General features: G+C 64.2%; 18 protein-coding genes. 7 read left to right on the top strand and 11 right to left on the bottom strand.

Going from position 1 to position 25,317, the window contains the following annotated elements:
• Positions 1 to 121: 121 nt before the first annotated feature.
• Together ABID59_RS35845 and ABID59_RS35840 are read right to left on the bottom strand one after the other, a co-directional pair.
• The gene (locus tag ABID59_RS35845; RefSeq protein ID WP_354086475.1) at positions 122 to 1,249 is read right to left on the bottom strand and encodes a lactonase family protein; all 1,128 of its coding nucleotides are present in this window, start codon (positions 1,247 to 1,249) and stop codon (positions 122 to 124) included.
• 170 nt (positions 1,250 to 1,419) lie between these two features.
• Positions 1,420 to 1,590, bottom strand: a complete 171-nt coding sequence (locus ABID59_RS35840) for a hypothetical protein (protein ID WP_187435412.1) — start codon at positions 1,588 to 1,590, stop codon at positions 1,420 to 1,422.
• 244 nt (positions 1,591 to 1,834) lie between these two features.
• Between ABID59_RS35840 and ABID59_RS35835 the strand changes: the two genes are divergently transcribed.
• Complete coding sequence (locus ABID59_RS35835) at positions 1,835 to 1,957, top strand: hypothetical protein (protein ID WP_283812804.1); 123 nt, start codon at positions 1,835 to 1,837, stop codon at positions 1,955 to 1,957.
• A gap of 155 nt (positions 1,958 to 2,112) precedes the next feature.
• Positions 2,113 to 4,212: a methyl-accepting chemotaxis protein gene (locus tag ABID59_RS35830; RefSeq protein ID WP_354086474.1), complete on the top strand. Its 2,100-nt coding sequence runs from the start codon at positions 2,113 to 2,115 to the stop codon at positions 4,210 to 4,212.
• A gap of 148 nt (positions 4,213 to 4,360) precedes the next feature.
• Here ABID59_RS35830 and ABID59_RS35825 read toward each other — a convergent pair whose 3' ends face one another.
• The 5 genes from ABID59_RS35825 to ABID59_RS35805 form a co-directional block, all read right to left on the bottom strand.
• The gene (locus ABID59_RS35825; RefSeq protein WP_354086473.1) at positions 4,361 to 6,058 is read right to left on the bottom strand and encodes a GMC family oxidoreductase; all 1,698 of its coding nucleotides are present in this window, start codon (positions 6,056 to 6,058) and stop codon (positions 4,361 to 4,363) included.
• A 98-nt stretch (positions 6,059 to 6,156) separates the two neighbouring features.
• Complete coding sequence (locus ABID59_RS35820) at positions 6,157 to 6,417, bottom strand: hypothetical protein (RefSeq protein ID WP_187435411.1); 261 nt, start codon at positions 6,415 to 6,417, stop codon at positions 6,157 to 6,159.
• 48 nt (positions 6,418 to 6,465) lie between these two features.
• Positions 6,466 to 6,819, bottom strand: a complete 354-nt coding sequence (locus ABID59_RS35815) for a hypothetical protein (protein WP_502916853.1) — start codon at positions 6,817 to 6,819, stop codon at positions 6,466 to 6,468.
• Between the two features lie 199 nt (positions 6,820 to 7,018).
• The gene (locus tag ABID59_RS35810; protein ID WP_354086471.1) at positions 7,019 to 9,682 is read right to left on the bottom strand and encodes a bifunctional diguanylate cyclase/phosphodiesterase; all 2,664 of its coding nucleotides are present in this window, start codon (positions 9,680 to 9,682) and stop codon (positions 7,019 to 7,021) included.
• A 241-nt stretch (positions 9,683 to 9,923) separates the two neighbouring features.
• Positions 9,924 to 10,502, bottom strand: a complete 579-nt coding sequence (locus ABID59_RS35805; RefSeq protein ID WP_502916852.1) for a hypothetical protein — start codon at positions 10,500 to 10,502, stop codon at positions 9,924 to 9,926.
• Between the two features lie 163 nt (positions 10,503 to 10,665).
• Here ABID59_RS35805 and ABID59_RS35800 point away from each other — a divergent pair, with 163 nt between their 5' ends.
• The 4 genes from ABID59_RS35800 (at position 10,666) to ABID59_RS35785 (ending at position 16,099) form a co-directional block, all read left to right on the top strand.
• Positions 10,666 to 11,688 carry a LysM peptidoglycan-binding domain-containing protein gene (locus tag ABID59_RS35800; protein WP_354086470.1) on the top strand — a complete coding sequence of 341 codons (1,023 nt, stop codon included), beginning with the start codon at positions 10,666 to 10,668 and terminating at the stop codon, positions 11,686 to 11,688.
• 215 nt (positions 11,689 to 11,903) lie between these two features.
• Positions 11,904 to 13,259, top strand: coding sequence for a Spy/CpxP family protein refolding chaperone (locus ABID59_RS35795; protein ID WP_354086469.1), 1,356 nt, complete (start codon positions 11,904 to 11,906; stop codon positions 13,257 to 13,259).
• A gap of 317 nt (positions 13,260 to 13,576) precedes the next feature.
• The gene (locus ABID59_RS35790) at positions 13,577 to 14,614 is read left to right on the top strand and encodes a cytochrome-c peroxidase (protein ID WP_354086468.1); all 1,038 of its coding nucleotides are present in this window, start codon (positions 13,577 to 13,579) and stop codon (positions 14,612 to 14,614) included.
• Between the two features lie 423 nt (positions 14,615 to 15,037).
• Positions 15,038 to 16,099 carry a hypothetical protein gene (locus ABID59_RS35785; RefSeq protein WP_354086467.1) on the top strand — a complete coding sequence of 354 codons (1,062 nt, stop codon included), beginning with the start codon at positions 15,038 to 15,040 and terminating at the stop codon, positions 16,097 to 16,099.
• A gap of 5 nt (positions 16,100 to 16,104) precedes the next feature.
• On the opposite strand, the gene ABID59_RS35780 is transcribed toward ABID59_RS35785, so the two are convergent.
• On the bottom strand, positions 16,105 to 16,461 hold the full coding sequence (locus ABID59_RS35780) for a methylamine utilization protein (protein ID WP_148755876.1): 357 nt from the start codon (positions 16,459 to 16,461) through the stop codon (positions 16,105 to 16,107).
• A gap of 209 nt (positions 16,462 to 16,670) precedes the next feature.
• On the opposite strand from ABID59_RS35780, the gene ABID59_RS35775 reads away from it, so the two are divergent.
• On the top strand, positions 16,671 to 19,592 hold the full coding sequence (locus ABID59_RS35775; RefSeq protein ID WP_354086466.1) for an EAL domain-containing protein: 2,922 nt from the start codon (positions 16,671 to 16,673) through the stop codon (positions 19,590 to 19,592).
• A 302-nt stretch (positions 19,593 to 19,894) separates the two neighbouring features.
• Here ABID59_RS35775 and ABID59_RS35770 read toward each other — a convergent pair whose 3' ends face one another.
• From ABID59_RS35770 to ABID59_RS35760, 3 genes are all read right to left on the bottom strand, one after another.
• A complete protein-coding gene (locus tag ABID59_RS35770) occupies positions 19,895 to 20,203 on the bottom strand; it encodes a HigA family addiction module antitoxin (protein WP_354086465.1) in 309 nt (102 codons plus the stop codon).
• Positions 20,204 to 20,607: 404 nt separating this feature from the next.
• Positions 20,608 to 23,055: an adenylate/guanylate cyclase domain-containing protein gene (locus ABID59_RS35765; RefSeq protein WP_354086464.1), complete on the bottom strand. Its 2,448-nt coding sequence runs from the start codon at positions 23,053 to 23,055 to the stop codon at positions 20,608 to 20,610.
• A 132-nt stretch (positions 23,056 to 23,187) separates the two neighbouring features.
• Entirely contained in the window at positions 23,188 to 25,233 is a 2,046-nt protein-coding gene (locus tag ABID59_RS35760; RefSeq protein ID WP_354086463.1) for an AsmA family protein, read from the bottom strand.
• Positions 25,234 to 25,317 lie beyond the last annotated feature (84 nt).

The following is a 25,317-nucleotide window of genomic DNA, read 5'->3' as shown; positions in this document are numbered from 1 at the left end:
GGGCTTGTCCCGGCCATCCACGTCTTGGCCACGTGGAACGAAGAACGTGGATGCCCGGGACAAGCCCGGGCATGACGGCCTCTTGTAGAAGCTACCGTAGGAGAGGAGGGGCAGCGCCACCTCACTTCAGCGTCAAAAACTCCACCCAGTTCGGCTTCTTGCCGGTGGCGTAGGATTTCAGCTTGCTGAGTGCGCCGCTGGTCTGGTCGATGGCGTAGACCGTCATACCGTCGGACAGTTCGCCGACCGCGGCGAGGTAGCGGCCGGTCGGATCGATGTTGAAGCCGCGCGGCTGCTTCTCGGTCGGCACGCTGCCGATCGCGGTCAGCTTGCCGCTGGTGGCATCGACCTTGTAGGCGGTGAGCGTGTTGGTGGTGCGCTCGGAAGCGTAGAGGAAGCGGCCGTCGGGGGTGATGTGGATGTCGGCGGCCCAGGGTTTTCCGTTGAAGCCCTCGGGGAGCGCCGTCGTGCGCTGGATCTCGCTCCACGCGCCGCTCCTGGCTTCATAGCTGTATGCTGCAACGTCGCCGTTCAGCTCGTGGATGAGATAGACGAACTTGCCGTTGGGATGAAACACGAAGTGCCGCGGCCCGGATTTCTCCGGCGTCTTGATCGCCGGCGGATCGCTCGGCGTCAGCGTGCCCGCGGCGGCATCGAACGCAAAGCTCAACACCTGATCGGAGCCGAGATTGGTCGCGAACACAAAACGGTTGTCGGGCGAGGGCAGCAAGGCGTGTGCGTTCAGCCCGGTCGGGATCACCTGCTTCGGCTCGCCGACGACGCCGTTGGCTTGAAGCGGATTTAGCGCGACCTTGTTGCCGCCATAGGAGGCGCTGAACAGCACCTTGCCGCCGCGGTCGGTGGCAATGTTGGCCATGCTGTCGGCGAGCGGCCCGTTGCCGATATGGCTGAGCTGGCCGGTCTTGGGATCGATCGCAAAGCTCTCCGCGAGGAAGGGCTGCGAGCGGACGCCGGCGATCAGCACGCGGTGGTCGGGCGTGATCGCGAGCGGGGTCGAGGATCCCGGTTTTTCGACGCCGGTGAAGGCGGCCGTCTGCACCGGCGTCATCTCGCCGTTCTCGGCGATCTTGAACACGCTGATGTCGTTGCTGTCGGCATTGCCGACATAGGCGAAGGTTTCGGCCATGCCGGCACGGACTCCGGAAACGAGGGCAAGAGCGCTGACAAGAGCGGTGAAGAGCGTGGTGGCGATCGCCGCGCGGGATGCGGGGCGTGTCGGTTTGATCATGGGCCGTCCTCCTAAGCCGGTATGGCTTGTCGTTTTGCGGCAGAGGATAGCGGCTGGGGTTCCGTTGCACCAAATTCCAATTGGGATTGATCGATGCCGAAATGGTATCGGTTGCAAGGCGCTTTCGAGAGACAAGGCGTTTTCGAGCGAAGTGGGATGCTGGTTCGTGTCTACCGCACCGACGCCGTCAGGTCGCGTGAGGGCAGATGCGGGCCGGCCGGATGGTCGGGTGGCCCGAGCACGGTCCACACGGCAACGGCCACCAGGGCCGAGGTCAGGATGGTCCAGGCGACGAGTTGCTTGCGCATCAGGCCAAATCCGTCCGTCGAAGGTTCGGCCATCGTGCACTGCAAACGGCGACGACCCTATGAACTCGTTCACAGGGGCCTTCGGTATGGCGATGTCGTGGCAAAGCGCCACACCGGTTAAACCGATCGCAAGGTCTCGCTGACAAACTCAGGAGAGGTTGCGCTTCGCCTGCTCAAGTCGCAGGCATCCCCGCCGCATGATCGCGTGGGAACGGCGGCCGCGCCCCGCCGTTACCCCGGTCTCGCCGGTGGAGGACACTGAAACGGAGGCTGGCACGTGTTTTGGATTTATTGGGACACCGCCTGGTCGCTTATCATCAGCGGCATCATGTTCACCACCATCGTCACGCATCCGGACGCCGAGCTCGTCGAAGTGCACGCCGCAAAGCGACGAATGTGAGCTTTTACGGGACCTGAGGTCGCCGCCTCCAACAGGGGCAAATTGAGCCTGGCTCGCGCCTGGCCAGCGGGGTGGGCGCATCTGGTGAACCAAATCTTAGGAGCAGGCCGGTATTTTTCTGCATCTTTTTCAGATTCAGAGACCCGGCGCTCCCCATGGCATTGTTCGGCAATCCCTCCATTCGTTCGGTTCTCGGCGCCATCATCGGCGTCCTCGGCCTATTCCTGGTCGGGCAGCTCTCGACCGGGCTGCTTGGCGCCATCGCGCGCAACAGCGCGGCGCAGAAGGTCGAGCGCTTCGCCAGCACCGACCAGCAGCTGTTCGCGACCCTGCTCGGCTTCCGGCTCGAGCGCGGAACGTTCCTGTCGGGTCTGGTCGCGGACGCCCCGGCCAATGCCAATGCCGATGACCGCATCGCCACCAACCGGGGATTGTCGGAAACGGCCTACAAGAACGTGCTCGAGCGTCTCGCGGGGGTGAGCGATTCTCGCCTGGCCGCGGCCACGAGCAAGCTGGTCGCGATCCATGATGCGCTCGTGCCGTTGCGAACCAAGGCGGAAGGCGCCATCCATCAGCCGAAGGCCACGCGTGACGACAGGGTCGGCGACGAGTTCCGCAAAACAGCGCAAGATTATCTCGATGCCATTCTGGCGCTGACGGCCGAGCTCGAGAACGCGCTCAAGCTCACCGATCCCGTGGTCGATCATCTCCTGGGAATCAAGCAGTCGGCCTGGTCGGCGCGTGCAAACGGTGGCTCCGTCGCAATCCGTCTTGAAGCTGCGGCTGCGGCCGGCAAGCCCTGGAGTGCCGCCGACATGGTCGGCGCTGCCGAGGATACCGGCCGCTCCAAGCAGGCCTGGAGCCAGGTGCTGGAAGTCGCCGCGCGCCCTGACGCGCCGGCAAGCCTCACCGACGTGATCGCGCGCTCGAAGCAGGGCGAGGCTGCCGCCATGACCGAGCGCCAGCAGGGCTTCATCAAGGCGCTGAGCAACAACCAGACCATCGACATCAAGGTCGAGGATCTGTCCAAGCTCAATACCGCGATTCTCAACTATAGCGTCGAGGCCGGCCAGGCCGCGCTTGCCGAAATGGTCGCCCGCGCCCGTCAACAGATGACATCGGCGACATGGAGCCTCGCGCTCAATAGCGGGATGATGCTGGTTGCGCTCGCCATTACGGCTTTCGGCTTCATCCTGGTGAACCGCCGCGTCAGCGCGCCAATCCGCACGCTGACGCAGGCGATGCGCTCGCTTGCCGAGCGTGACTATGCGATCGCGCTCGCGGGCATCGAGCGCGGCGACGAGATCGGAGAAATGTCGCGTGCGGTGTCGGTGTTCAGGGAGAACATGATCGCCGGCGATCGCCTCGCCCAGGAGCAATCGACGGAGCAGGGCCGGAAAGAGCGGCGCCAGCTTGCGGTCGACGGCCTGATCGAGCAGTTCGAGAAGACCGTCACGGAATCGCTGCACACGCTGGCCTCTGCCTCCGGCGAGCTCAACGCCACCGCGCAGTCGATGTCGTCGACCGCCGAGCAGGGCTCGTCCCAGGCGGCCTCGGTCGCGAGCCTGTCGGGCGATGCCTCCTCCAACGTTCAGACGGTCGCGGCTGCGACGGAAGAACTGTCGGCCTCGATCAGCGAGATCAGCCGTCAGGTCGCGGAATCCTCCAGCATTGCCGGTGCCGCCGCCAGCGAAGCCGATCGCACCAATACCGAGGTGCAGGCGCTGGCCGATGCCGCCCAGCGCATCGGCGACGTCGTCGCGCTGATCACCGGCATTGCCGAGCAGACCAACCTGCTTGCGCTCAACGCCACCATCGAGGCGGCGCGCGCGGGCGACGCCGGCCGTGGCTTTGCGGTGGTCGCATCCGAGGTGAAGAACCTCGCCACGCAGACCGCGAAGGCGACCGAGGAGATCACGGGTCAGGTCGCCGCGATCCAGGGCGCGACCAAGTCGTCGGTGACCGCGATCCAGTCGATCGGCACCACCATCCAGCGCGTCAACGAGATCGCGGCTGCGATCGCGGCCGCCGTCGAGGAGCAGGGCGCCGCAACGCGCGAGATCGCCCGCAATGTGCAGCAGGCCTCGCAGGGCACCAACGAGGTCTCGCGCCACATCTCCGGCGTGTCGCAAGCCGCCGGGCAGACCGGTGCCGCCGCAGGCGAAGTGCTGGATTCGGCCAAGATGCTGGCGCGCCTGTCGGACGATCTCAAGCGCGACGTCGACCGCTTCGTCGGCGATCTCCGGGCGGCGTAAAGTCTACGCTCCGGTTTCGTGCCCCGGACGCTGCGCAGCACGAAGTGATGCGCTGCAGAGCCGGGGCCCATGCCGAGGCATTCTGGGTCCGGTTCAGCAACGCACCGTTGCACGGCGCGCTGCATCCGGGACACGAGAGCCCAGCCCATCACTGCATCATCGCGGCTGCGATCTTCTCCGCCGACATCAGCACCGGAAAATTGGTGTTGGCGCACGGCACCACCGGGAAGATCGAGGCGTCGACAACGCGCAGGCCCTGGATGCCTTTGACCCGGCCTTGGGCATCGACCACTGCCATGGGATCGTCGGCCCGTCCCATGCGGCACGAGCAGGAGGCGTGCCAGACGCCGATGGTGGCCTTGCGCACGAAGGCTTCGAGCGTCTCGTCGTCGTTGATCACGTCATCGAAGGTAAAGCCTTCGACCACGAAATTGTCGATCAGATAGTGGCGCAGCGCCGCGGGTCCATCCATCAGGGTCGCGGCGATCCCGGTCAAAATCCTGTTCCTGGTGTTGACCACTCCGATCTTGCGGACCTTGTCGGTATAGGCGGCCGGAAACGGCTTGTCGGTTACCGCCTTCACGGCGTCGCTCATTTGAATGGCCGCCATCTTGCGGAAGCCACTCATCAGGCGCTCGAGGTCGCGCCGGTCGGACAGCAGATTGAACTCGACGATCGGCTCGGCGGCGGAATCGCGCGAGGCAAGCTTGACCTGTCCAGTCTCGGAATAGGTCTTGTTGACGAAGGTCAGCGCCGAGCCGATCTGCGCGCCGACCGCGTGCCAGGCCGACTTGCTGAGCAGGACCACGAACATGTCGCCCTTCGGCACGCCCGGCAGCCCCGACGAATAACGCAGGCCGAGCTGCATGTGACGCCTGGTATGCTCGTTCATGCGGGCGCCGCGGCGGACGAAGGAAGACAGCGAGATCGAGGGATGATCCATCAGGCGCTGGCCGACGCCTGCGAGCCCCATCAGGACCGGAATGCCCATATCCTTGAGGTGACCCACCGGGCCGATGCCGGCGCGCAACAGATGCGCCGGCGAATGGATCGCGCCGCTGGAGAGAATGATCTCGCGTCCTCGGAATTCCTGCTCGCGTCCGTCGACGACAGCCTTCACGCCGACGCATTGCGTGCCTTCAAACAGCAGCTCGTTCACCTGCGTGTTGGTGGAGATCGTCAGGTTCGTACGCTTGCGGGTGTCGCGATCGAGATAGCCCATTGCGGCCGAGACGCGTTGCTCGGCCTGGTTGGAATGCGTCACCGGGAAATAGCCGTCGACGAACTCGCCGTTCTGGTCGGGCAGATATTGATGGCCGGCCTGCTCGAAGGCGTCGGCGAATGCCTGCGAATGCCGGGTCCAGTGCTCGCGCGGAATTCGGCGCACGGGAATTCGGCCGTCCTTGCCGTGATACGGTCCATCGAAATCGAGGTCGCGCTCGACCTTCTTGAAGAACGGCAGCACGTCGGCCCATGTCCAGCCCGAGGCCCCCCGCGCGTCCCATTCGTCGTAATCGGTCGGTGCGCCGCGATTGGCCATCTGACCGTTGATCGAGGAGCCGCCGCCGAGCACACGCGCCTGCTCGTATTTGCGCAAGGGCGGGCGCGCTTCGTTCGGATTGTTGTGGCTGACGACCTGGGTCGTGACCTTCAATTCCGTCCAGTGGAAGCGCGGATCGAAATAGGCGGTGCCGGGATAGCTGTCCCTGATTTCGGCCGGCTCGCTGCCGGGAGGCGTGTCCTGTCCGACTTCGCACAGCAGGACCTTGTTGGCGCTCCTGGCGGAGAGCCGGTGGGCCAGCACGGACCCCGCCGAGCCGCCGCCCACGATAATGTAGTCGTACACGATTGGCGTTTCCTCTTGTTCTTGTCCCAAGAGGGTAGCGTGGATTTATCGCGAGGTCACGCCTGCGCCGGTCGGTCTGTGAGCGACGTCGGTGCGGTCTATTGCAGAACCTTCGGCATCACGACGACGACATCGACCTGTCGCTTCAGCACACGCGATGCGACAGTGGCGATATAGATCGAATAGCCGTCCTCGATGTCGGACGCGATCTCCTCGTCTTTGGCGAAGGCGTAGAGCATCGTGCCGTCGAGCTTGTCGAAACGGATGCCTGCAAACAGGCGATCGAACGTCTCGGCGCCGACGGCGCCCGCCGTCAGTGCCTGTATAGCCTGGTCCTGGACGAGTGTGAGCTTCATCATGCCGATGAGATATGAAACGGTTGCGCGAATGCAAGGTGGCTTGCGGCCTCACGTCATGCTTCCCGGCATGAAGCAGCGGATCAAGGCGCGACCGTTGACGTAGTAGGGCCAGACGATGGTGCGGCCGATGCGGTTCGGCTCGGTGATCACGGTGTCGTCAGGCACCTGGATCCACTCACCCTGGATCCTGACCCGGTAATGTCCGTTGCTCGTGTCCCAATCGACGTCGTCGAGCGCCGTGCCATCGGCGTCCGCGCAGCAGGGCCCGCCGCCCCTGCTGTGCAAGCTCTCGAACCAGCCCTTGAGCGGAGAGTTCGCGTAGCGCCCGTCATCGCGCGCGTCCGCGGGCGCGCCGATCAGGGCGATCGCCGCAGCAAGAAGAACCATTCGCAAAACCAACATTGCCATGTCGCCTCGCTCGATCTGCGCACCTGCGCAAAGCGCGAGACGCAAGCGTCCGCGATGCGCGCGATGCGATTGGCCGACCGCCCGCCGGCCGGGGCTTCCGGCCGTCTCAGCAAGGCCATAACCGCGAGCCGGCGCGTTTGATCCTATTTTCGGGGAGGCCGCGGACAGATCAATGCAGGCGAAGCAGCCGAGGTCAGGCCGCGGCCGCCTGCTTCGACAGCAATTGCTTCAGCTTCGCCGCCGGCACCGCCGGGCTGAACAGCCAGCCCTGCATCTGGCTGCAGCCGAGCTGCCGCAGCACCTCGCGCTGGGCTTCGGTCTCGACGCCTTCCGCGGTCGTCGCCATGTGGCGCGCGGCGGCCATTTGCACCACGGCCTGCACGATCGGCGCGGAATCCTCGGGCTCGCCGATGTCGCTGATGAAGCTGCGATCGATCTTGATCTTGTCGAACGGGAAGCGGTGCAGATAGCTCAGCGACGAATAGCCGGTGCCGAAATCGTCGAGCGCGATGCGCACCCCGAGCTCGCGGAGCTGCTGGAGGACCGTGAGCGCTTCCTCGTCGTCGCGGATCAGCACGGTTTCGGTGATCTCGAGCTCGAGGCGCCCCGGCGCAAGGCCTGACTCGGCGAGCGCTGCGGCAACCTTCAGCGCCAGCGTCCTGGATCGGAATTGCACCGGCGAGACGTTGACAGCGATGTGGATGTCGCCGGGCCAGGATGCAGCCTCGTTGCAGGCCTGGCTCAAGACCCATTCGCCGATCTCGCTGATCAGGCCGGTGTCTTCCGCGACCGGAATGAAGTCGGCGGGCGAGACCATGCCGCGCTCGGGATGGCGCCAGCGCAGCAGCGCCTCGCAGCCGGTGACGACATTGGCGGAGAGATCGACCAGCGGCTGGTAGTGCACCTCGAACTCGCCGCGCCCGAGCGCCTGGCGCAGATCGAGCTCGAGCTGGCGGCGCAGCCTGGCCTTGGCGTCGTATTCGGGCACGAAGATGCGGAAGGTGCCGCGGCCTTCGCTTTTCGCTGCATACATTGCGAGATCGGCGCGCTTGAGCAAATCGTCGAGATTGTCGCCGTGGTCGGGGGCGATCGCGACGCCGATGCTGGCATCGGTCGCGATCTCCTGGCCCTTGCAATCCACCGGCATGCGCAGCGACGCCAGGATCTGTTCGGCGAGCGCGGTCAGCCCGGCCTGGTCGCAGCTCCCGGCCCTGATGATAGCGAACTCGTCGCCGCCGAGGCGTGCCACGAGATCGTTGCCGCTGGCGCAGGCGCGCAGGCGGTTGGCGACCTGGCGCAGCAATTCGTCGCCGACCTCGTGGCCGAGCGAATCGTTGACGCCCTTGAACTCGTCGACGTCGATATAGAGGATTGCAAACGGCTTGCCTTGGGCAAGCTCCGCCACCCGCCGTTCCAGATGGCCACGCATCAGCACGCGGTTGGGCAGGTCGGTCAGCGCGTCGTAATGCGCCATATGGGCGATGCGCTCGTCGGCGCGGATGCGCTCGGTGACGTCGTCATGCGTGGCGAGCCAGCCGCCGGCCGCACCCGGCTGGTTCTTGATCTCGATCAGGCGGCCGTCGGAGGTCTCGACGATGGTGCTCTGGATGCGTCCGACGCTGTTCAGGATCTCGTCGCAATAGGAATCGACGTCGCCGTCGAACGAGCCGCTGTCGGCGCGATGCTGGATCACGTCGCGGAAATGGGCGCTGGGCTTCACCAATGCGGTCGAGAGCCGATACATCTCGATGTAGCGGCGGTTGCAGACGATGAGCCGCTCGTCCTGGTCGAACATGAGCAGGCCCTGCGTCATCGTGTTCATCGCGGTGTCGAGCCGCTGCTTCTCCAGCGAGACGCGCCTCGTCACCTGGCGGAAGATCAGGAACAGCGTGAGCACGAGCAGGCCGATCGACAACACGGCGACAGTGACGAAGAACTTGGTTTGCGTGTGCCAGGTGGCGAGCGTCGCATCCAGCGATTTGGTGGCGACCACGACCAGCGGCTCGCCGGTCAGCATGCGCGAGGCGACGATCCGGTCCTTGCCGTCGATCGGGCTGGCGAGCTCCGTGGTGACGAAGCTGCGCTCGAACACGGCCATCTGCTCCGGCGAGCCGGTGCGGTAGTTCTGCCCGATCATGGCGTCGACATGCGGAACGCGCGCCAGCAGCTGGCCGTTCTGGTGGTGCATCGCGATCGAGGATTCCTCGCCGAGGCCGGTCGAGGCGAAGAAGGATTCAAGCTGCTCCGGCGCAATCGCCCGCGATACCAGGCCGAAGAATTCACCGTGGGGGCCCGACACCCGCCGCGCGAACACGATCGCCGGGCCCTTGCCGAGCCGGCCGGGCACGACCTCGATCTCTTCCTGCGAAGCCGGATCGTTCTTGAGCCGGTTGAAATAGCGGCGATCGGACACCGAGATGTCGGCGACCGGCCAGCGCTTCGACGAGTTGATCAGCACGCCGTTGGCATCGAACACATTGGCGCCGGCGACGTCGGACCAGCCGCTGGCCTTGGTGCGCAGCACCTCGTGCACGGCGAGCGTCGCCATCTCGCTGCGGAACATGTCGGCGGATTCGATGCCATGGCTCTCGAGTTCCGCGATGATGCTCTTCTGCAGCACCGCAAAGTCCTCGAACTCGCGGTCGAAATGGCGGGCGAGCAGACGGACGGAGCTTTCCAGGCTGTCGCGGCCGCCCTCGATGGCGTTCTGCCGGAACCGGTCGACGGTGAGCCCAGTGCCGATGGCCATCGCCGCCATCAGCACGAAGCCGCCGACGATCAGCCACGTCAGCGGCGCGCCTCGCCATTGGCGAAGCAGCGCGCGCAGTCGCGCGGTCCATCGAATTGATGCGCCCATCCAGCCCTCCCGTGGGATGCAGGATGCCGCAAAACCTCCAAGACCCCGTTACCAGCGAAGGTTAGTGAGACGTGAATCGGAGCGGAATCAGGGGGTTGGTTCCGTTCGCGCAAGGGACCATAACGCCCTCACCGCTTGATCTCCCAGTGCAGCGCTTCCGCATTGCCTTTGGCGAACATCGCCGGCACGTCGAACTTGCCGGTCTTGAGGTCATAGCGGCATTTCCAGTCGGCCAGTCCCTTCACGGCGACGTCTTCGGATGCTTGTCCATCTCGCCCGACAGCGAGATCAGGAGGTAGCGGTTGTTGGACCAGTCGACGCCGAGCCAGCGATAGGCATCCTCGGTGCCTTTCACGAGATTGGCCGAGATGTGGTAGTCGAGCTTCATGTTCCCGGTGTCGGGCCGGCTGTGAAAATAGTTCCAGGCCAGATCGCTGAGCGATGTCTTGGTGGCGCCGACGAAGGCGCCGTTCTCGACATGGTAGAGAAACAGATCCTGCTCGCCCGAGCCGGTCTTCTGCATCCGCACCAGCCATTGCGAGTCGCTGCTGAAGCGGAAGCCGGCGCCATAGCCCTGCTCGGGCTTCAGCTCGGTCATCTGCTCGCCGCGCCGCGCCCAGACCTGCCATTTGACGTCGAAATCCCCGCCGTCCTTCATGTACTGCTCGATCCCTGTGGCGCCGTCGGGCGAGGTGAAGGCGAGATCGGCATTGTCTGTGAGGACGAACCCCGGCGGCGGGCCGGAGGCGGCGAGCGCGGACGCGGCGGCGAGCGTCAGGGCAAGCGCCAGGAATGATGCGAAGCGGCAAAATCCGTTCACGGGAAAAATCCTCAAAAAATATGCCGCAGTGCGGCTTCGCCCATTTGACGCCGACGGGGCTACCTCGGTTCATCCCATTGACCGTCTTGCTGCCGCAGCCAAATCGGCGCACTTTGCCGGAGCCGATTTGCGACCCAAGATTTCGATTAAGGTTTGAGGACTGATGATCACCGCATCCAAGGCCTTCATTGCATTCTGTCTGCTCGCGGTGGCCGGCACCGTCTTGGTGATCGGCCCGACCGAGCTGCGCCGTCTGCTGCCGGGCGGGGCGGGCACCGAGCTCGCGGTCGTCGCCAAGCCTGAGGTCAAGCCTGAGGCCAAGATTGAGCCGAAGACTGAGCCGAAGACTGAGCTGAACTCCGAACAACCGAAACTCGCCGCGGTTGCACCGCCCGCGCCGTCCGCCTCGCCGGCACCGCCCGGCACCGCGAAGGCGGGGGCGCTGGCCGAGACCGAGAAGCAGGTCGCGGCGCTGGCCGATATCGCGCCGGCCAAGCCGCAGCCACCAGTTGCGGATGCCGGTCCCCGTTTCGACGTCGCGCGCGTCGACGATCAAGGCGAGGCCGCGGTGATCGCGGGCCGGGCCGCGCCGGGTTCGAAGGTCGAGCTGATGCGTGACGGCCAGCCGCTCGACAGCGTGGTGGCCGATGCGTCGGGCCAGTTCGTGATGACCCCGCCAAAGCTTCCCGCCGGCAGCTACGAGCTGACGCTGCGCGCCAGGGCGCCCGACGGCTCCGTCATGCAGTCCAGCCGCACCATGCCGGTGACGATCGCCGAAGCCGCGCCGCCGCCCGCGCGCGTCGCAGCGGCAGCGAAGCCGGCTGAAAACGACAAATCGGACATCGTCGCGTCCCTGCCGGCGCCGCGCCTGGCCTCGGCTTTGGACCGGTCCGCGGCTCGGCCGCGCATGATGGGCACGCCCAAGCCAAAGGCGATGGCGAGGATGCCGGCGGCCGGTACCACGGTCGCGTCCGCCTCGCCCGCGGACGTCCTCAACACTGCAACGGCGGAAGCCGGCGGCAGCCGGGTGGTCTCCCGCGGCGACAGCCTCTGGGCGCTGAGCCGTCTCGCTTACGGCGACGGCGCGCGCTACGCGGTGATCTTCAACGCCAACCGCGCAAAGATCCACAATCCCAATCTGATCTACCCCGGCCAGACCGTCGTGGTTCCGCAAAGGGCGCAGTGAGGCGGCTTCTCCTTCTCCCTCGCCCCGTTCTTACGGGGAGAGGGCGGGATGAGGGGCTCTCTCCACGGGCGGAATCGTCGAGAGACCTGTACCCCCTCACCCGGATGACATCTGCGATGTCATCTTACCTCTCCCCGCAAGCGGGGCGAGGTAAGACGACCGCGACGCTTTGCCCGTCTCGCCGCGGAACATTTGGTTCCCCGGCGAGTTTCTCGATGCGACGCGATCTGGGCTTGGCGCTGGAGGAGGGCCAAGAAGTGATCATTTCGGTGGTCGGCTTGGTGGTCAGGTCGAGATTCCGCCTGCGTTTGGCGCTGGCCGGCGCGGTCCTCGCGATTCTGACAGTGCTGTTGCCAAATCAAGCCCAGGCGCAGTTCGCACTCCGCGGCGGGCCGCTCGGTATCGCGCGCTTCGCCGTCGGCCACGTCATCGGCCTGTCGCGGCTGCGCCACGCCCGCATGGCGGTGCGCGGCAGCCGCTATCGCTCCGCTGCGCTGAGGTCGCAGGATCCGCGCCAGATTCCAAACGGAGCCGAGCGCGGTCAGCCCGCCAATCCCTACATCATGCGCGCGGCGCTCACGGCGCAGGCCGCGCTGTCGGGCTGGCACGGCGGCCGCCGTCCGCAGGGCTGGTGGCGCCATCCCGACGGCAGCTACGGCTGGGTCGGTCCCGTGTTCTGGCCGTTCGCGCATGACGATCTCACCAATGCGGTAATCTTCGGCGATGCCACCAGCCTGTCGCTCTATGGCTATGGCGATATCTATGCCGCGATCTTCGCGCCCTATGCGGCTCCGGAGCTCGCCGCCTACACCGCGCCGCAAGGACGTCGTGCGCGACGAGTGCCGCCGGTGGAGGCGGTCTGCGACGCCAGCGACACTGGCGGCTTGCCCGTCGACCGTATCGCAGCCGCGGTGCAGCCGAACGAGATGCAGCGCACCGCGCTCGACGATCTCGGCGCCGCCTGGGCCTCCGCGCGCGACACCATCCGCGCCTCGTGCCCGGCGCAGGCGCCGATGACCGCGCCGGAGCGTCTCGGCGTGATGCAGGCCCGGCTTGATGCCATGATCAAGGCCACGGACGCGCTCGCGGCGCCGCTCGCCAAATTCGTCGATCTCCTCGATGACAGCCAGAAAGCAAAGCTCGAGAAGCTCACCAACGAACGCCGCGCGGCGGTTGCATCCGCCCAGCACAAGGACGCGCAAGCCGCCGCAGCCTGCGATCCGAACAACGATCCCCGCTACGAAGTGCAGGCGCAGCGTCAATACGAGCAGCTCGTGCAGCAGCAATGGCCCGCCGCCGACATCGCATCCACGCTGAAGCTCGACGACACCGGACGCGCCCGCCTCGACGTGCTCCAGGACACCACGCTGCGCACCATGGAGACGCTTAGTCTCTGTCCGACAAAGGCTGCATCAACACCACAGGCCCGCCTCGCCGCCGTGAAGACGCGGCTCGAGAGGATGCAGCAGGCGGTGGGCGGCGTCGGCGATGCGCTCGATGATTTCGAGTTCGACCTGAGCGACGAGCAGAAGGCCGCGTTTGAGGCGATCGGGCCGAAGCGGGGGATGTGAGTGTTGCGAGACGTCCGTCTGCGCGGCATCATCCAACACCTACGCGAAACAGATCCTCATCCTTGCGGAGCCCGCAATAAGCGGGCCGCATGCGGCGCCAACTAACAGCCTCCCGACCTAACTGCGTCCTGGGTGCGCCATTGCCTATTGGCAGTCGCGCGGACTGACCGGACCATGATCATATTACCTGTTGAGCGCCTATGCGGTCATCGTCTTCGATCCACTGTCGGCGCGTTCGTTCGGATCTGCCGTCATCCATTAAAGCTTCGTTGACTAACACTTCATATACAGATCCGGTATTTCCGTCCGAGGAGCCGATGAAGGTCTGGGTCAGCCTGGCTTTACTTGCGGCGCTTTTGCCGCTGGGCCAGCGTTTTGCCTTGATGTCCGCCGAGAAACCAGGCGAGGCTACGGAGATCCGTGCCAGCTACCGTCGGCCCGCAACCATTCTTTTTCCGGATGACAATCCCTACTCCGCGGCGAAAGCGGGTCTTGGGCAGATGTTGTTCTTCGACCCACTGCTATCGAGATCCCGTACCGTTTCCTGTGCGACTTGCCACAACCCGTCACTTTCGTGGGGTGATGGCCTCGCGCATGCGATCGGGGAGGACCCGAGGGGTCTGCCGTTGCGTTCGCCCACTCTGATCGATGTGGCGTTCAGTGAACCGTTGGGCTGGGACGGGAAATTCAGGGATATCGAGGCCGTGACGTTTGGTCCGATCACTGGCCGGGCGAATATGAATCTGACGGAATCGGAGCTGATCGAGCGTCTCTCCACCGCACCGGCCTATGGTGATGCATTCGCAAACGCGTTCGGAGATCGTGCAATCACGCGGCCCAGGATCGAAGCCGCCCTGGCGACCTTTGAACGCACCATTGTCGCTGGCGAGTCGCCGTTCGATAGGTGGATCACGGGCGATGACGCCGCGATCAGCGCGCCGGCGAAACGCGGCTTCGAGATTTTCAACGGCAAAGCACGATGCTCAAACTGCCACAGCGGGCCGTCTTTTACAGATGGATCGTTCCAGGATATCGGCACTGCAACAGGTGATAATATTGGGCGCGGCCGACTGTTTCCGACATCGCAAAAGCTGCGATACGCGTTCAAGACGCCGACCTTGCGCGATGTCACGCGCCGCGCGCCCTACATGCACGATGGCTCTGTGGCAACGCTCGAACAGGTGATCGAGCTCTATAACAAGGGTGGGATCGATCGACCTAGCCGATCGCCTTCGATCCGGCCACTGTTCCTTACGGCGGACGAAAAGAGCGATCTGATCGCCTTTCTTCAAACCCTTACCGCCTCGTCCCCGGCAGTGCCTTTCCCCGAGGTGCCCGGACAACGAGCTCCCTGATCGGGCCGGCCGAGAAGGCACTCAATGAAGGTGCGGCAATGCCGACCCCAACAGGCCAAAACCGAAGATAAGAAGGGCGCCTGTCCAGGCCTCCGGGGTTTCGGCTCGCACTGCGTACCGCTTTGCGCCGCGGGCCAGGACCGAGCCCACCGCCACACCTGCCGCACTTAACGCTCCGAACATGGACTGCTCCAATCATCCGCTTGTCCGCCGTTTAGTACGCCCCCTGGGTTGAAGGCCCGTCCTCAAGATCCGTAAAGTTTGAAGGGATTTGCGGTGGGTTGGCCGTTCAAATAAGCCCCGGTGCCGCCCCCATTAACCACCAAACAACCAGCGGATGCGACAGGCGCCACAAACCTTAAAATTTATGCTAGGGTGAATAGATCGTTAAGGATGTGCGTTTAAGACGGGCGGTTTTTTGAAATGTTCAGGTCTCTGGGACGAGATGCCGTTTCGGCCTCCCGAGCAATCTACCTGTTTGCCACGTCAATCGCCGGATTCTGCGTCTGGATCCTGGGGACGGAAGAGGCAGCCGCCCATGTCAAATGGTTTTGCGCCTACGACGCTGCCGGCCAGCCGCGCGGCCTTGAGAACGTTCTGTGCCAGGATTTTGAGCTCCTCCTGGGCGTTGCCTTGCTCTGGTTCTTTTCCGGCTGTGTGGTGGAGCGGACATCTTTGGGTGAGCTGATGGCCCGCTCGCTGAACCGCTTCACGGAGACGCTGGAGCTGCATACCGAGCTCATGATGCGCGCAGTCTGCGGGTTTTTCTTCGTCTCGCTCTGGGCGGTCGGAGGTATCATCCTGACCCCCGAACTGAAAACGACGTCCGCGCTGGTCGGGCCTTTGCAACTTGCCATCGCCGCCGGCCTGCTGTCGCGTCGCACGATGCCGCTATCTGCGGCCGGGATCGCGGTGTTGTTCGCGCTCGCGGTACGGGACTACGGCACCTTTCATTTGGCCGATTATCCGATCTTTCTCGGGTTTGCGGCCTACCTCGCCCTCACCGGGCTGCAAAAGGACCTCTTCGGCGTTTCGCCGCTCGACGTGGTGCGCTATGCGACCGCCGTCACGTTGATGTGGGCGTCGATCGAGAAGTGGGCCTATCCGGAATGGAGTTTTCCGCTCCTGATCGAGCATCCCGGCATCACGCTTGGGTTCGAAAGCGAGTTCTACATGCGGGCCGCGGGAATGGTCGAGTTCACCCTCGCTTTTGCCTTGGCTTGGACACCGCTAGTCCGGCGCATTGCGGCGGCCATGTTGCTCGGCATGTTTATCAGCGCATGCTTCGAATTCGGCAAGCTTGATGTCATCGGGCACTCGGCGATCATCGTCGTCCTGGTCGCGATCGTTTGCGATACCCGGCAGGCCGCGTCAGACTATCGCTCGCCGTGGCTCGCCCCGGCGGGATTATGCGCGGCGCTGACGGTCACGCTGTTCGCCTATTATGTTGGCCACGCCGCGGCCTTCAACACGACGATTCTCTAGGGTCTTTACTTGGTGACGTGCACGCCAAGCTTCATCTTGGGATGAATGCCGCACAGCACGGTGTAGTCACCAGGCACGGAAAAAACGACGTCGAACTGGCTGCCCGGCTGCTGATCCCCGGTATCGAAATCAAAGCTGTCCGCGCTCAAATAGGCGTGGTGGAGGAGCTCGCCGTCGTCGTTAACGAACCGTAAAGTCTCGCCGCGCTTGATGATGATCTCTCTCGGCCTAAACTCCCGATCCTTTTGCGAGATCGTGTAAGGGGCCGCGCCCAAAGCGGCTCCCGCGAAGAGACCCCCTACAATTGCGGCCGTGATCTGAAAACCGAGCCCGCCTGCGCGCAAAGGCAAAAACCTCGCCATTATTTCAACCCCGCTGAAACTTCAACTTTACCAAGAATCCGTCCGGGCTCGAATCTTTCGAGCCGCGTGAGTACCCCCATACTTATCACAGGTTGATCTTAACGATTTCCGCATCCCTTGCAGTCATTGCTAGGGAAATTTTAGGCGGAGCCGCTGCTGCCTCCGCGCGATATGTTTGCGATTAGGTGTTTACAGCGAAAGACACTGTGATGGGTCCTTTCGTCGGCAGCGTTGCGCGTCAACCGAACGCGGTTATCGAGACCTTTCGGTCGATAATCGCTCGGGTGTCGCGGCTTGTCGCGCGCGGTTCGATTCGAACCGGAATCTTGATCTTCTGTCTTGCAATGAGCGCGATTGCGGCAGCTTTGGGAGGGTATGCCACACTCGGTATCCGGCACGCCGGTGACTTGGTTGCGAAAACCTTCGACGAGTCATTGATGTCGATCAACTACGCGCGGGCGGCTGGCGCCGATTTCGCCGGAATGCGCGTGGCATCTGCACAACGGCTGCTCACAAAAGACCTAGCGGTCCAGGCGCGGCTCGATGCCGAAATCGAGGAGCTGGCCAAGTCGCTTTCGGAAGACGTCACCATCGCGGCCGAGCGGTCACAGTCCGCGCGCGCCGCACAAGCAGCCGCCAAGGTCCAGGAGGCGGCAAATGCCTGGATCGCGCTTCGTCGAGGTCAATTTCAGGAAGCGAGCGGTCATGAGGTCAATGGTGTTGATCAGTATTCGAGCACTGTGAATCAGCAGATCGAATTGCTGGTGAACTATACTGCCGGCGATGGCTTTCTATTTCGTCAGCGAGCGCTTGCTGCGATCAAGCGGGATATACAACTCAACGTCGCAGGACTGACCGTCGCCCTTCTTCTGTCCGGTCTTTTTTCCTGGCTGTTGGCACGGCGGATCATTGGTCCCGTCGCCATCGCATCCAAAGCGGCCCAGAGCATCGCCGATGGCGATTTGAACACGGGCATTCCGGAAGGCAGCGGCGACGAGTTGGGTACGCTGTTAACCGCCATGGGCCGAATGCGGGACAATATCAGGGCGATGGTCGAGCGGGAGGTGGCGCAGCGGCGTTCGGCGCAGGCGCGGCTTTCCGATGCGCTCGAGCACTCCCGCGAGGGCGTCGTCCTCCTCGACCAAAGCGGCCAGATCGCGTTGGCCAATTCCAGAGCGAGCGAGTTCATTCGCTGCTCTCCGCAGCTGGTCCATCCGTTGCGGACGGCCCGTGCGCCCGGCACCCGGCGCTCAACGGAACTGATGCTGCAAGAGGACGCTAACGAGGTCGAAGGGGTGGAGAGCGAGGCCCAACTCCCGGATGGAAGATGGCTGCGGGTCAGCCGCAGCCCGACCCAGGAGGGCGGCGTCATCCTCGTCTTCAGCGACATTACCGGTTTGAGACAGCAGAAAGCCGAGCTGCACGCGACCAATCTGAGATTGGATGCGGCGCTCTCGCACATGTCGCAAGGCCTCTGTCTCTATGACGGAGAAGGACGGCTGCAGGTCGTCAACCGGCGCTTCTGCGAGATCTTCGATATTTCGCCGGAGCTCGTGCTTCCAGGGATGACATTCGAGGATGTCCTCCGCCTGAGTGTTGCCGCCGGCAATCATGGCAGCCAGACGGTGGCTGACCTTCGCGGGGAAAGCGAGGAGTTGTTGGCGCGCGGGAAACACGGCTCCTACCTTCAGCAGCTCAGCGGCAACCGCGTTGTCTCGATCGCCTATCGCTCCACATCCGACGGCGGCTGGCTCATCAGCTGTGAAGATGTGACCGAACAACAAAGGGCGCAATCTCAGATCGCGTTCATGGCGCGGCATGACGCTCTGACGGGATTGCCAAACCGGTCCTTGTTCGCCGAGCGGATCGAACAAGCTGTTGCAGAGGCGGGCCGAGGTGCGGGGTTTGCCGTGTTCTGTATTGATTTGGATAATTTCAAACAGGTCAATGACACCTTGGGACATCCGGTGGGTGATGCGCTGCTTTGCGCGGTTGCGGCCCGATTAAGTGCGTGCGTCCGAGAGGGTGATACGGTTGCGCGGCTGGGGGGCGACGAGTTTGCGCTCATCCAATCTGAAGTCCGAAACGCTGACGATGCTGCGCACCTCGCCCGGTGTGTCGTCGAGCATGTCGGAGCGCCTTATGAGCTGAACGGACATCGGGTCATCGTCGGCTGCAGCGCCGGAATTTCCCTGGCACCGGGTGACGGCACGACGCGCGAGAAACTGCTGAAAAATGCGGACATGGCGTTGTACCGGTCCAAAATGGACGGCAGGGGAACATGGCGGTTTTTCGAGCCGGCAATGGACACGAGTCTTCAAACCCGAAGAGCGCTCGAAATCGACCTGCGCGAAGCCATGGACAAGGACGAATTCGATTTGTTCTATCAGCCCATCTATGATTTGCGCATGGACCGGATCAGCGGCTTTGAGGCATTGTTGCGCTGGCGACATCCGGAGAGGGGAATGGTGCCGCCGGACCAGTTCATCCCTGTCGCCGAAGAGATTGGCCTCATTACTCCGCTTGGGGAATGGGTGCTCAATCGTGCCTGCGCCCAGGCGGCGAGTTGGCCGAACGAGCTCAAGATTGCGGTCAATGTTTCGGCCACTCAGTTTCGTGACCCACGGCTCGCGGCCGTCATCGCGAAAGCACTCGATACTTCGGCGCTGGCGCCACATCGACTTGAGCTCGAAATCACTGAATCGGTTCTCCTTGGCAACAGCGCCGAAACCATTGCGACGCTGCATGAGCTGAAGGCGCGTGGGCTGCGCATCGCTTTGGATGATTTTGGTACCGGCTACTCTTCGCTCAGCTATCTGCGCAGTTTCCCCTTTGACAAACTCAAGATCGACCAATCGTTCGTCCGCGACGTGACGGCCACAAAGGGATCGAAATTGATTGTCCGGGCGATCACCAGCCTCGGGAAGAGCCTCGGCATGACGACGACGGCGGAGGGCGTTGAGACAATTGAGCAGTTGAACCAGATGAAGGCCGAAGGATGCAACGAGGCGCAGGGATACTTGTTCAGCCGTCCGGTCCCGGCGACAGAACTCGCATCGACGATCCTAAGCTTGAGAAACGGCCTCAAGAGTCTCAAGAGAAGTGACTGGGCCAATCTGAGAGCCAGTTAAGGTTCATCTCGCTTGCTCAGTGAAATCGACGTGCTCGGTCTTGGTGGGGCGACACAGGTGCGCTGTTGCGCCATCCTGAGCATTCTGTTCGGGTGCCGAGCGATGGCTCGACCCACAGCTTTCCTGTCGATTAGCGGGCGTCTCGAAGGATGGCAGCAAGGAAGCTGCCAGCCGCATCACAATACAATACGCTGGCCCGCCTCCCCCTGTCCTGCACAGTTCCGGTCATCCCACCAAAGCCGCGCTTCGCTTCCCCCTCCGCATCTGCTAATGCAACCTCCGGCCCGTGCGCGGGTGCGGCGTCACGCCGCCGACGTCAGCGGTCGCGCCCGTTCGATCCGCTTGCGGTCGCGGGCCGAATGCATCGCCTCCCACAAATCGGTTCGCCGCTGCACGTTCAGCCAGAAGTCCGGGCTATTGCCGAACACGCGGGCGAGAATCAGTGCCGTGGCCGCGGTGACGTTGCGACGGTCGTTGCAGAGTTCGTTGACGTGCTTGCGCTGTACGCCCATGGCGTCGGCCAGCGCGCCCTGCGTTAGGCCCATCGGCTTCATGAATTCCTCGGTGAGGATCTCGCCGACCGAGGCCGGCTTGCGCTTCGTCATCAGCATGGGTCACCTGCAACGTCGCGTCATCGATCAACTGGATCATGCGAAACAGCCGTGCCTTCAGGTCGGGGCCGGAGCATCTGTTCGACGAGGCCAAGGTCGTCCGTCTCGTCAGCACGATTCGCGAGATCAACGACAGCGCAGTTGCTTGAGGGGGACGGCCGTGACTCGACGGGCAAGCAGATCAGAGCTTGGTGATGTCACGCGCAAACGCCCGATGATGCCATCATGCCGGTGTTTTGCCCGACGTGTCAAAGAGAATTTCGCCAAATCCGCAAATTGCGTGAAATTCGCCATGCGGCTCAGAGCCATGGCTACTGTGCATGGGGTTGTTCTCGACTTTTTGCGTTCGCGCGGAGCCAACTTGTAAGGACCTCTTACAAGTTCAGCAGGCGGTCAGCGCGAATTCATCCTCTCCGCCGCGCGGCCGACGCATCCACCACCGTCGCCTCCTCTTCACGCCAGGACAAAATCTCCATCGCCAGCACCGGGTGGTTAAAACCCTTGAGCTGGAGATCGTCGAGCGCGCGGGCTTCGACGGATTGTTCGACCATGCCGTAGACGCGGCGGCTCACCACGATCTGGTTGGCGAGGGCCTCGCCGCAGAGGCGGGAGGCGAGGTTGGTGACGCTGCCGATCGCGGCATATTCCAGCCGCTGCTCGAAGCCGACCTGGCCGAGCGTGGCGTAGCCGAGCGCGATGCCGATGCCGAAGCCGAGGCTGTGGCCGCGGTTGCGCCAGCGCTCGGTCAGCGGACCGATGGTGTCGCGCATCTCCACCGCCATCTTCACGGCGCGTGTGGTGTGGTCCTCGAACTGGATCGGCGCGTTGAACAGGATCATCACGCCGTCGCCGGCATATTTGTCGAGCGTGCCCTCGTATTTGAAGATCAGCTTGCCGAGTGCGGCGTGATATTCGCGCAGCACGTTCATCGCCTCTTCCGGCTCGGTCGCTTCCGTGAACGCGGTGAAGCCGCGCAGGTCGCAGAACACCACGGTCACCTCGCGGCGCTGGCTGGTGAGCAGCCCCTCGGGGCTGTCCGAGGAGGCGATCAGCTGCGCCACCTGCGGCGCCAGGAAGCGCTCGAGCTTGCGGATGCGCTCGATCTCACCGAGCTGGGTCGCGACGCGTTCTTCGAGCGACTTGTTCCAGTTCTTGAGCTTCTCGGTCTGCTCGCGCAGCTTGTCGGCCTGGGCGCGCACGGTCTCGTGCGCCGTCTCCAGCGCGTGGCTCTTGTGGTCGACCTCGGTGAACAGGCGCGCATTGCGCATCGCCAGCACCGCCTGGTTGGCGAAGGTGCGCATCAAGCCAGTGAGGCTGCCTTCGAACGCGCCGCTGCCGCGGCGCAGCACCACGAGCGAGCCGAGCGTGCCCTGCTGGTCGATCAGAGGCACCACGAGCACCGAATGGAAGCCGGCATTGACCGCGACGTCGCGCAACGGCTGCTGGGCCGCGTGATCGAGATCGGCAATCGCGATCGGCTCGCCGCGCGCGGCGGCCTCGCTCAAGATGTTCTCGCCTTCCTCGATCGTGACGTGGTCGCCTTCGGCCGATTTGTCGATGCCGTCGGCCTCGACCAGGTTGAAGCGATGCTGTTCGGCATCATAGCCGTAGATCAGCACCGCATCGGCATGGCTGATCTCGAGCGCGCGGGCGGCGATGGTCGGCAGCACGGCGTTGAGGTCGAGCGAGGATGCGACGGCGCGTCCGACCTCCTCCAGCACCTTCAGCTCGTTGATCGACTGCGCGAGGTCGCGGGTGCGCTCTTCGACTTTTGTTTCGAGGTCGGTGTAGGTCTCCTGGAGCTGGCCGGCCATGCGGTTGAACTGGCCGGCGAGCTCTTCCAGCTCGTCGGAGGTGTGGACGTCGATGCGGTGGCTGAAATCGCCCTCGCCGAGCTTGTGTGCGCCGTCGCGCAGCGCCGTGATCGGAATGATCATGCGGCGCGCCAGCAGCGTGCCGGCGAGGATCGCGACCAGCAGGCCCATGCCGATCAGCAGCGCGATGCGGACGAGCTGGTCGCGGATCGGCGTCAGCGCCTGCGCGGTCGGCTGCTCGAACAGCACGCTCCAGCCGAGCTTCGGCACGGTGCTCGCCGCTGATAACACCGAATGGCCGTTGAAGTCGGTGCCCGACGTGTCGGGCGCGCGGCCGGGCGCGATCGCAGCCGCGACCTGCGGCAGCTTCGATAGATCCTTGCCGACATCAGGCCCCTTCGACGAGGCCGCCAGCACGCGGCCGCGGGCGTCGACCACATAGGCGAACGCGGCCTTGCCGACCTGGGCGTCGGTGAGGTAATCGGCGAGGAAGCCGAGATCGATCTCGGCCACCGTGACGCCGGCATTGAAGCCGGAATGCGCCACCGAGATCGACATCGTCGGCTTCTGATCGACGAAGTTGGGGGCCGAGTAGCTCACCCCGCGCGCCACCGCATCGGTGAAGCGCATGTCGCGGACGAGGTCCGCATTGCCGTTTGTCGTGGTCGACTGGCGCGAGACGCGCAGCACCTCGCGGCCGTCGCCGTTGAGCTGGAACAGCTGGGAGATGACGGCGACCTGCTGCAGCAGCTGGGCGTAGTCGGCGCGGCGCTTCTCCAGAGTGTCCCGGCTCGCCGTCGTCACCCAGCTGATCTGGCGCTCGAGCTCGGACACCGATTGCTCGATGCGCCTTGCGGCGGCCTGGGCCTTGTCCTCGAGCCCGTCGGTCAGCGAGGTCTTGATGGCGCGATAGGAGATCCAGGTCTCCATCGCGCCGTTGACGGCGAGCACGAACACGACGAGGCCGACGAGGGAGACGACATATTTGATGAACAGGCCCTCGCGCAGAAACCAGGTCTTGTTGTTCGCTCCCGCCATCCGGATCCTCTCGCGCCGCGACCGACGCCGGCGCTATGGGCCGTACGGCCCCCACGGCCCTTCTACCACAATTTGGGCTTTGGGACCGGCAAGGGGGCGGTCAAGGGGCGGTCAAGGGCGGGTGTGGCGCAATCACCGATTAAACAGCTGCCGCATCACGTCGTTCATCGGCTGGCTGTCCTGCTGCGCCTCAGGCGGATCCTGGGTCGGAGGGGCTGGCGAAGCCTGGGGTGCCGGTGTGGCCGGTGTGCCGGGCAGGCTGCGGCTTCGGCCGGTACCGTTGCCGGCGCCGCTCGAGAGCCCCTGCTGGATCAGATTGCCGATCGCCTCGCCGAGCTGGCCGCCGAGCAGATTGTTCTGCCCCTGTCCTTGTTCTTGCTGTTGCGTTGGCGGGTTGGCATTGCCGGCCGTATTGCCGCCACCCGGCGCAGCGGCGCCGCCGAGGCCAAAACTGTTCAGGATGTTGCCGAGCCCGGCGCCATCGGGTCCGAACAGGCCCTTGCCCATCTCGCGCAGCTTCGCGTAAGCGGCATCCGGATTGTCGAGCACGCCCGCCATGTCAGGATAGATCCGCGGCTGCGACCACGCGCCGGTGATCATCACGGGAATGCCGAAGCCGATGGGATCGGAGGCGCGGCCCTGGCCTTCGGTCGTCATCACCAGTTTCGGCTCGACGCGAAAGCCCATCATCTTGGTGTCGAGCGCAATGGTGCCGGTGCCGGTGACGCGCACCAGTGGCCCGATCAGGTTGAGGTCGGTCGTCACCGCCTGGCCCTTGTCGATGCGGAACGAGGCAGAGAGCTGCGACAGGTCGGTGCTCTGTGCCTCACTGTCCTGCCAGCCCGAGAGCGTGCCCGACGTCAGCGAACGGATCATCTGCGCGACATTGATGCCGCGGATGGCGCCGTCCTGGAAACTGACGAAGGCCGTGCCCTGCATGTTCGCCATCAGCGCGCGCTGGCTGGTGCCGGCGCTGCGCAAAGCGAGCTTGGCTTGCATCTTGCCGTCGATCCGGTCGAACTCGGCGAGGCCCTGCAGCAGCGGCAGCGCGCGCACGCCGACGAGGTCGGAATGCATCGCAAAACTCGGCGCGCCGCTGGTCGCATCGAGGATTACCTCGCCCGAAACCTGGCCGCCATAGGCGCCGAGATTGGCGGTGCCGAGCTTCAAGATGCCGCCGGCGAGCTTTGCATCGAGCGCCAGGGGCGCAAGATGGGCGTCGCCGATGACGGCTTCGTTGGCCGAGATCCTGATCTGCGCGTCGACATAGTTGAGCCCGGACACGTCGATCGGCGCATCGCTCCAGGGCTGCCCGGCCGCGCCATCAGGCGATTTCGACAGCGGGATCGCCAGCCGCTGGAAGTCGAGATCGACCTTCACCAGCGGCTTGCTGGCGATGTCGACCGAGGCCCAGCCGTTGAAGGCGCCATCGCCGAACGTGCCGTTGACGCCGTTGAACATCACGATCGCGCCGTTGAGCCGCAGCTCGGCATGGCCGGCGAGCTGGGACTTCAGCACGTCAGGCATATCGATGGCGAAATCCACCGGCATGGTCTGCCGCTCGATCGGCGGTGCCGGTGTGGTGGCCTTGATGTCGAACTTGGTCGGGTGCTCGCCGACGCGCGCGGTGCCGGCGACGTTGACCTTGCGGTCGCGGCCCATGACGGCTTCGGCATTGATCGCGCTGATACGGCCGTCGACCCGATCGCGCGCGCGAGAGAATGCGACTTCGCCGTCGACGATCCTGACACGGTCGATGCTCGCGCCGTCCATGTCGAGCGCAAGCGGCTTTTGCGACGCATCGGCGTTCGGCAGGCGCTCGCGCAGCAGCGGCTGGTACAGCACCGGATGGGTGACGACGATCTCGCTGATGTCACGGCGACCCGACCACACGCTTGTGAGCGACATGTCGGCCTGCACGCTGTCGATCGTCACGCGCGTGATGCCGCTGCGGTCCTTGGGGTCCTGGAGCGTGAGGTCGTTCAGCGTGATGTTCAGCGTCGGCCACAGGCTGATCCTGGTGGTGCCGTCGATCGACAGGCGATAGCCGCTCGCGTGCTCGACGCGCGAGGCAATCGTCGCGGTCAGGAAGCCCGAGGGGATCCCGATCACCAGCAGGAGTGCGATCACGATGACGATTGCGGCCAACGCTGCGCCGGCGAATTTCACTACTCTCATGTCGACTTTCCAACGACGGACGAGTGGCGCCGAAACCGGCAGTTTGCCCGCCCTTTCCGCCTGAGTTTATCCCGGGACGGGAAG

Source organism: Bradyrhizobium sp. S3.3.6 (assembly GCF_040546905.1).
In the GTDB taxonomy this organism is placed as follows: Bacteria; Pseudomonadota; Alphaproteobacteria; order Rhizobiales; family Xanthobacteraceae; genus Bradyrhizobium; species Bradyrhizobium cytisi.
This window is presented reverse-complemented; position numbering and strand designations above follow the sequence as displayed.

What these genes read in the sequence shown, in the direction of transcription:
- ABID59_RS35845 (WP_354086475.1), bottom strand. Translation starts at nt 1,249, where the DNA reads ATGATCAAACCGACACGCCCCGCATCCCGCGCGGCGATCGCCACCACG.
- ABID59_RS35840 (WP_187435412.1), bottom strand. Translation starts at nt 1,590, where the DNA reads ATGGCCGAACCTTCGACGGACGGATTTGGCCTGATGCGCAAGCAACTC.
- ABID59_RS35830 (WP_354086474.1), top strand. Translation starts at nt 2,113, where the DNA reads ATGGCATTGTTCGGCAATCCCTCCATTCGTTCGGTTCTCGGCGCCATC.
- ABID59_RS35820 (WP_187435411.1), bottom strand. Translation starts at nt 6,417, where the DNA reads ATGATGAAGCTCACACTCGTCCAGGACCAGGCTATACAGGCACTGACG.
- ABID59_RS35815 (WP_502916853.1), bottom strand. Translation starts at nt 6,819, where the DNA reads ATGTTGGTTTTGCGAATGGTTCTTCTTGCTGCGGCGATCGCCCTGATC.
- ABID59_RS35810 (WP_354086471.1), bottom strand. Translation starts at nt 9,682, where the DNA reads ATGGGCGCATCAATTCGATGGACCGCGCGACTGCGCGCGCTGCTTCGC.
- ABID59_RS35800 (WP_354086470.1), top strand. Translation starts at nt 10,666, where the DNA reads ATGATCACCGCATCCAAGGCCTTCATTGCATTCTGTCTGCTCGCGGTG.
- ABID59_RS35795 (WP_354086469.1), top strand. Translation starts at nt 11,904, where the DNA reads ATGCGACGCGATCTGGGCTTGGCGCTGGAGGAGGGCCAAGAAGTGATC.
- ABID59_RS35790 (WP_354086468.1), top strand. Translation starts at nt 13,577, where the DNA reads ATGAAGGTCTGGGTCAGCCTGGCTTTACTTGCGGCGCTTTTGCCGCTG.
- ABID59_RS35785 (WP_354086467.1), top strand. Translation starts at nt 15,038, where the DNA reads ATGTTCAGGTCTCTGGGACGAGATGCCGTTTCGGCCTCCCGAGCAATC.
- ABID59_RS35780 (WP_148755876.1), bottom strand. Translation starts at nt 16,461, where the DNA reads ATGGCGAGGTTTTTGCCTTTGCGCGCAGGCGGGCTCGGTTTTCAGATC.
- ABID59_RS35775 (WP_354086466.1), top strand. Translation starts at nt 16,671, where the DNA reads ATGGGTCCTTTCGTCGGCAGCGTTGCGCGTCAACCGAACGCGGTTATC.
- ABID59_RS35770 (WP_354086465.1), bottom strand. Translation starts at nt 20,203, where the DNA reads ATGCTGATGACGAAGCGCAAGCCGGCCTCGGTCGGCGAGATCCTCACC.
- ABID59_RS35765 (WP_354086464.1), bottom strand. Translation starts at nt 23,055, where the DNA reads ATGGCGGGAGCGAACAACAAGACCTGGTTTCTGCGCGAGGGCCTGTTC.
- ABID59_RS35760 (WP_354086463.1), bottom strand. Translation starts at nt 25,233, where the DNA reads ATGAGAGTAGTGAAATTCGCCGGCGCAGCGTTGGCCGCAATCGTCATC.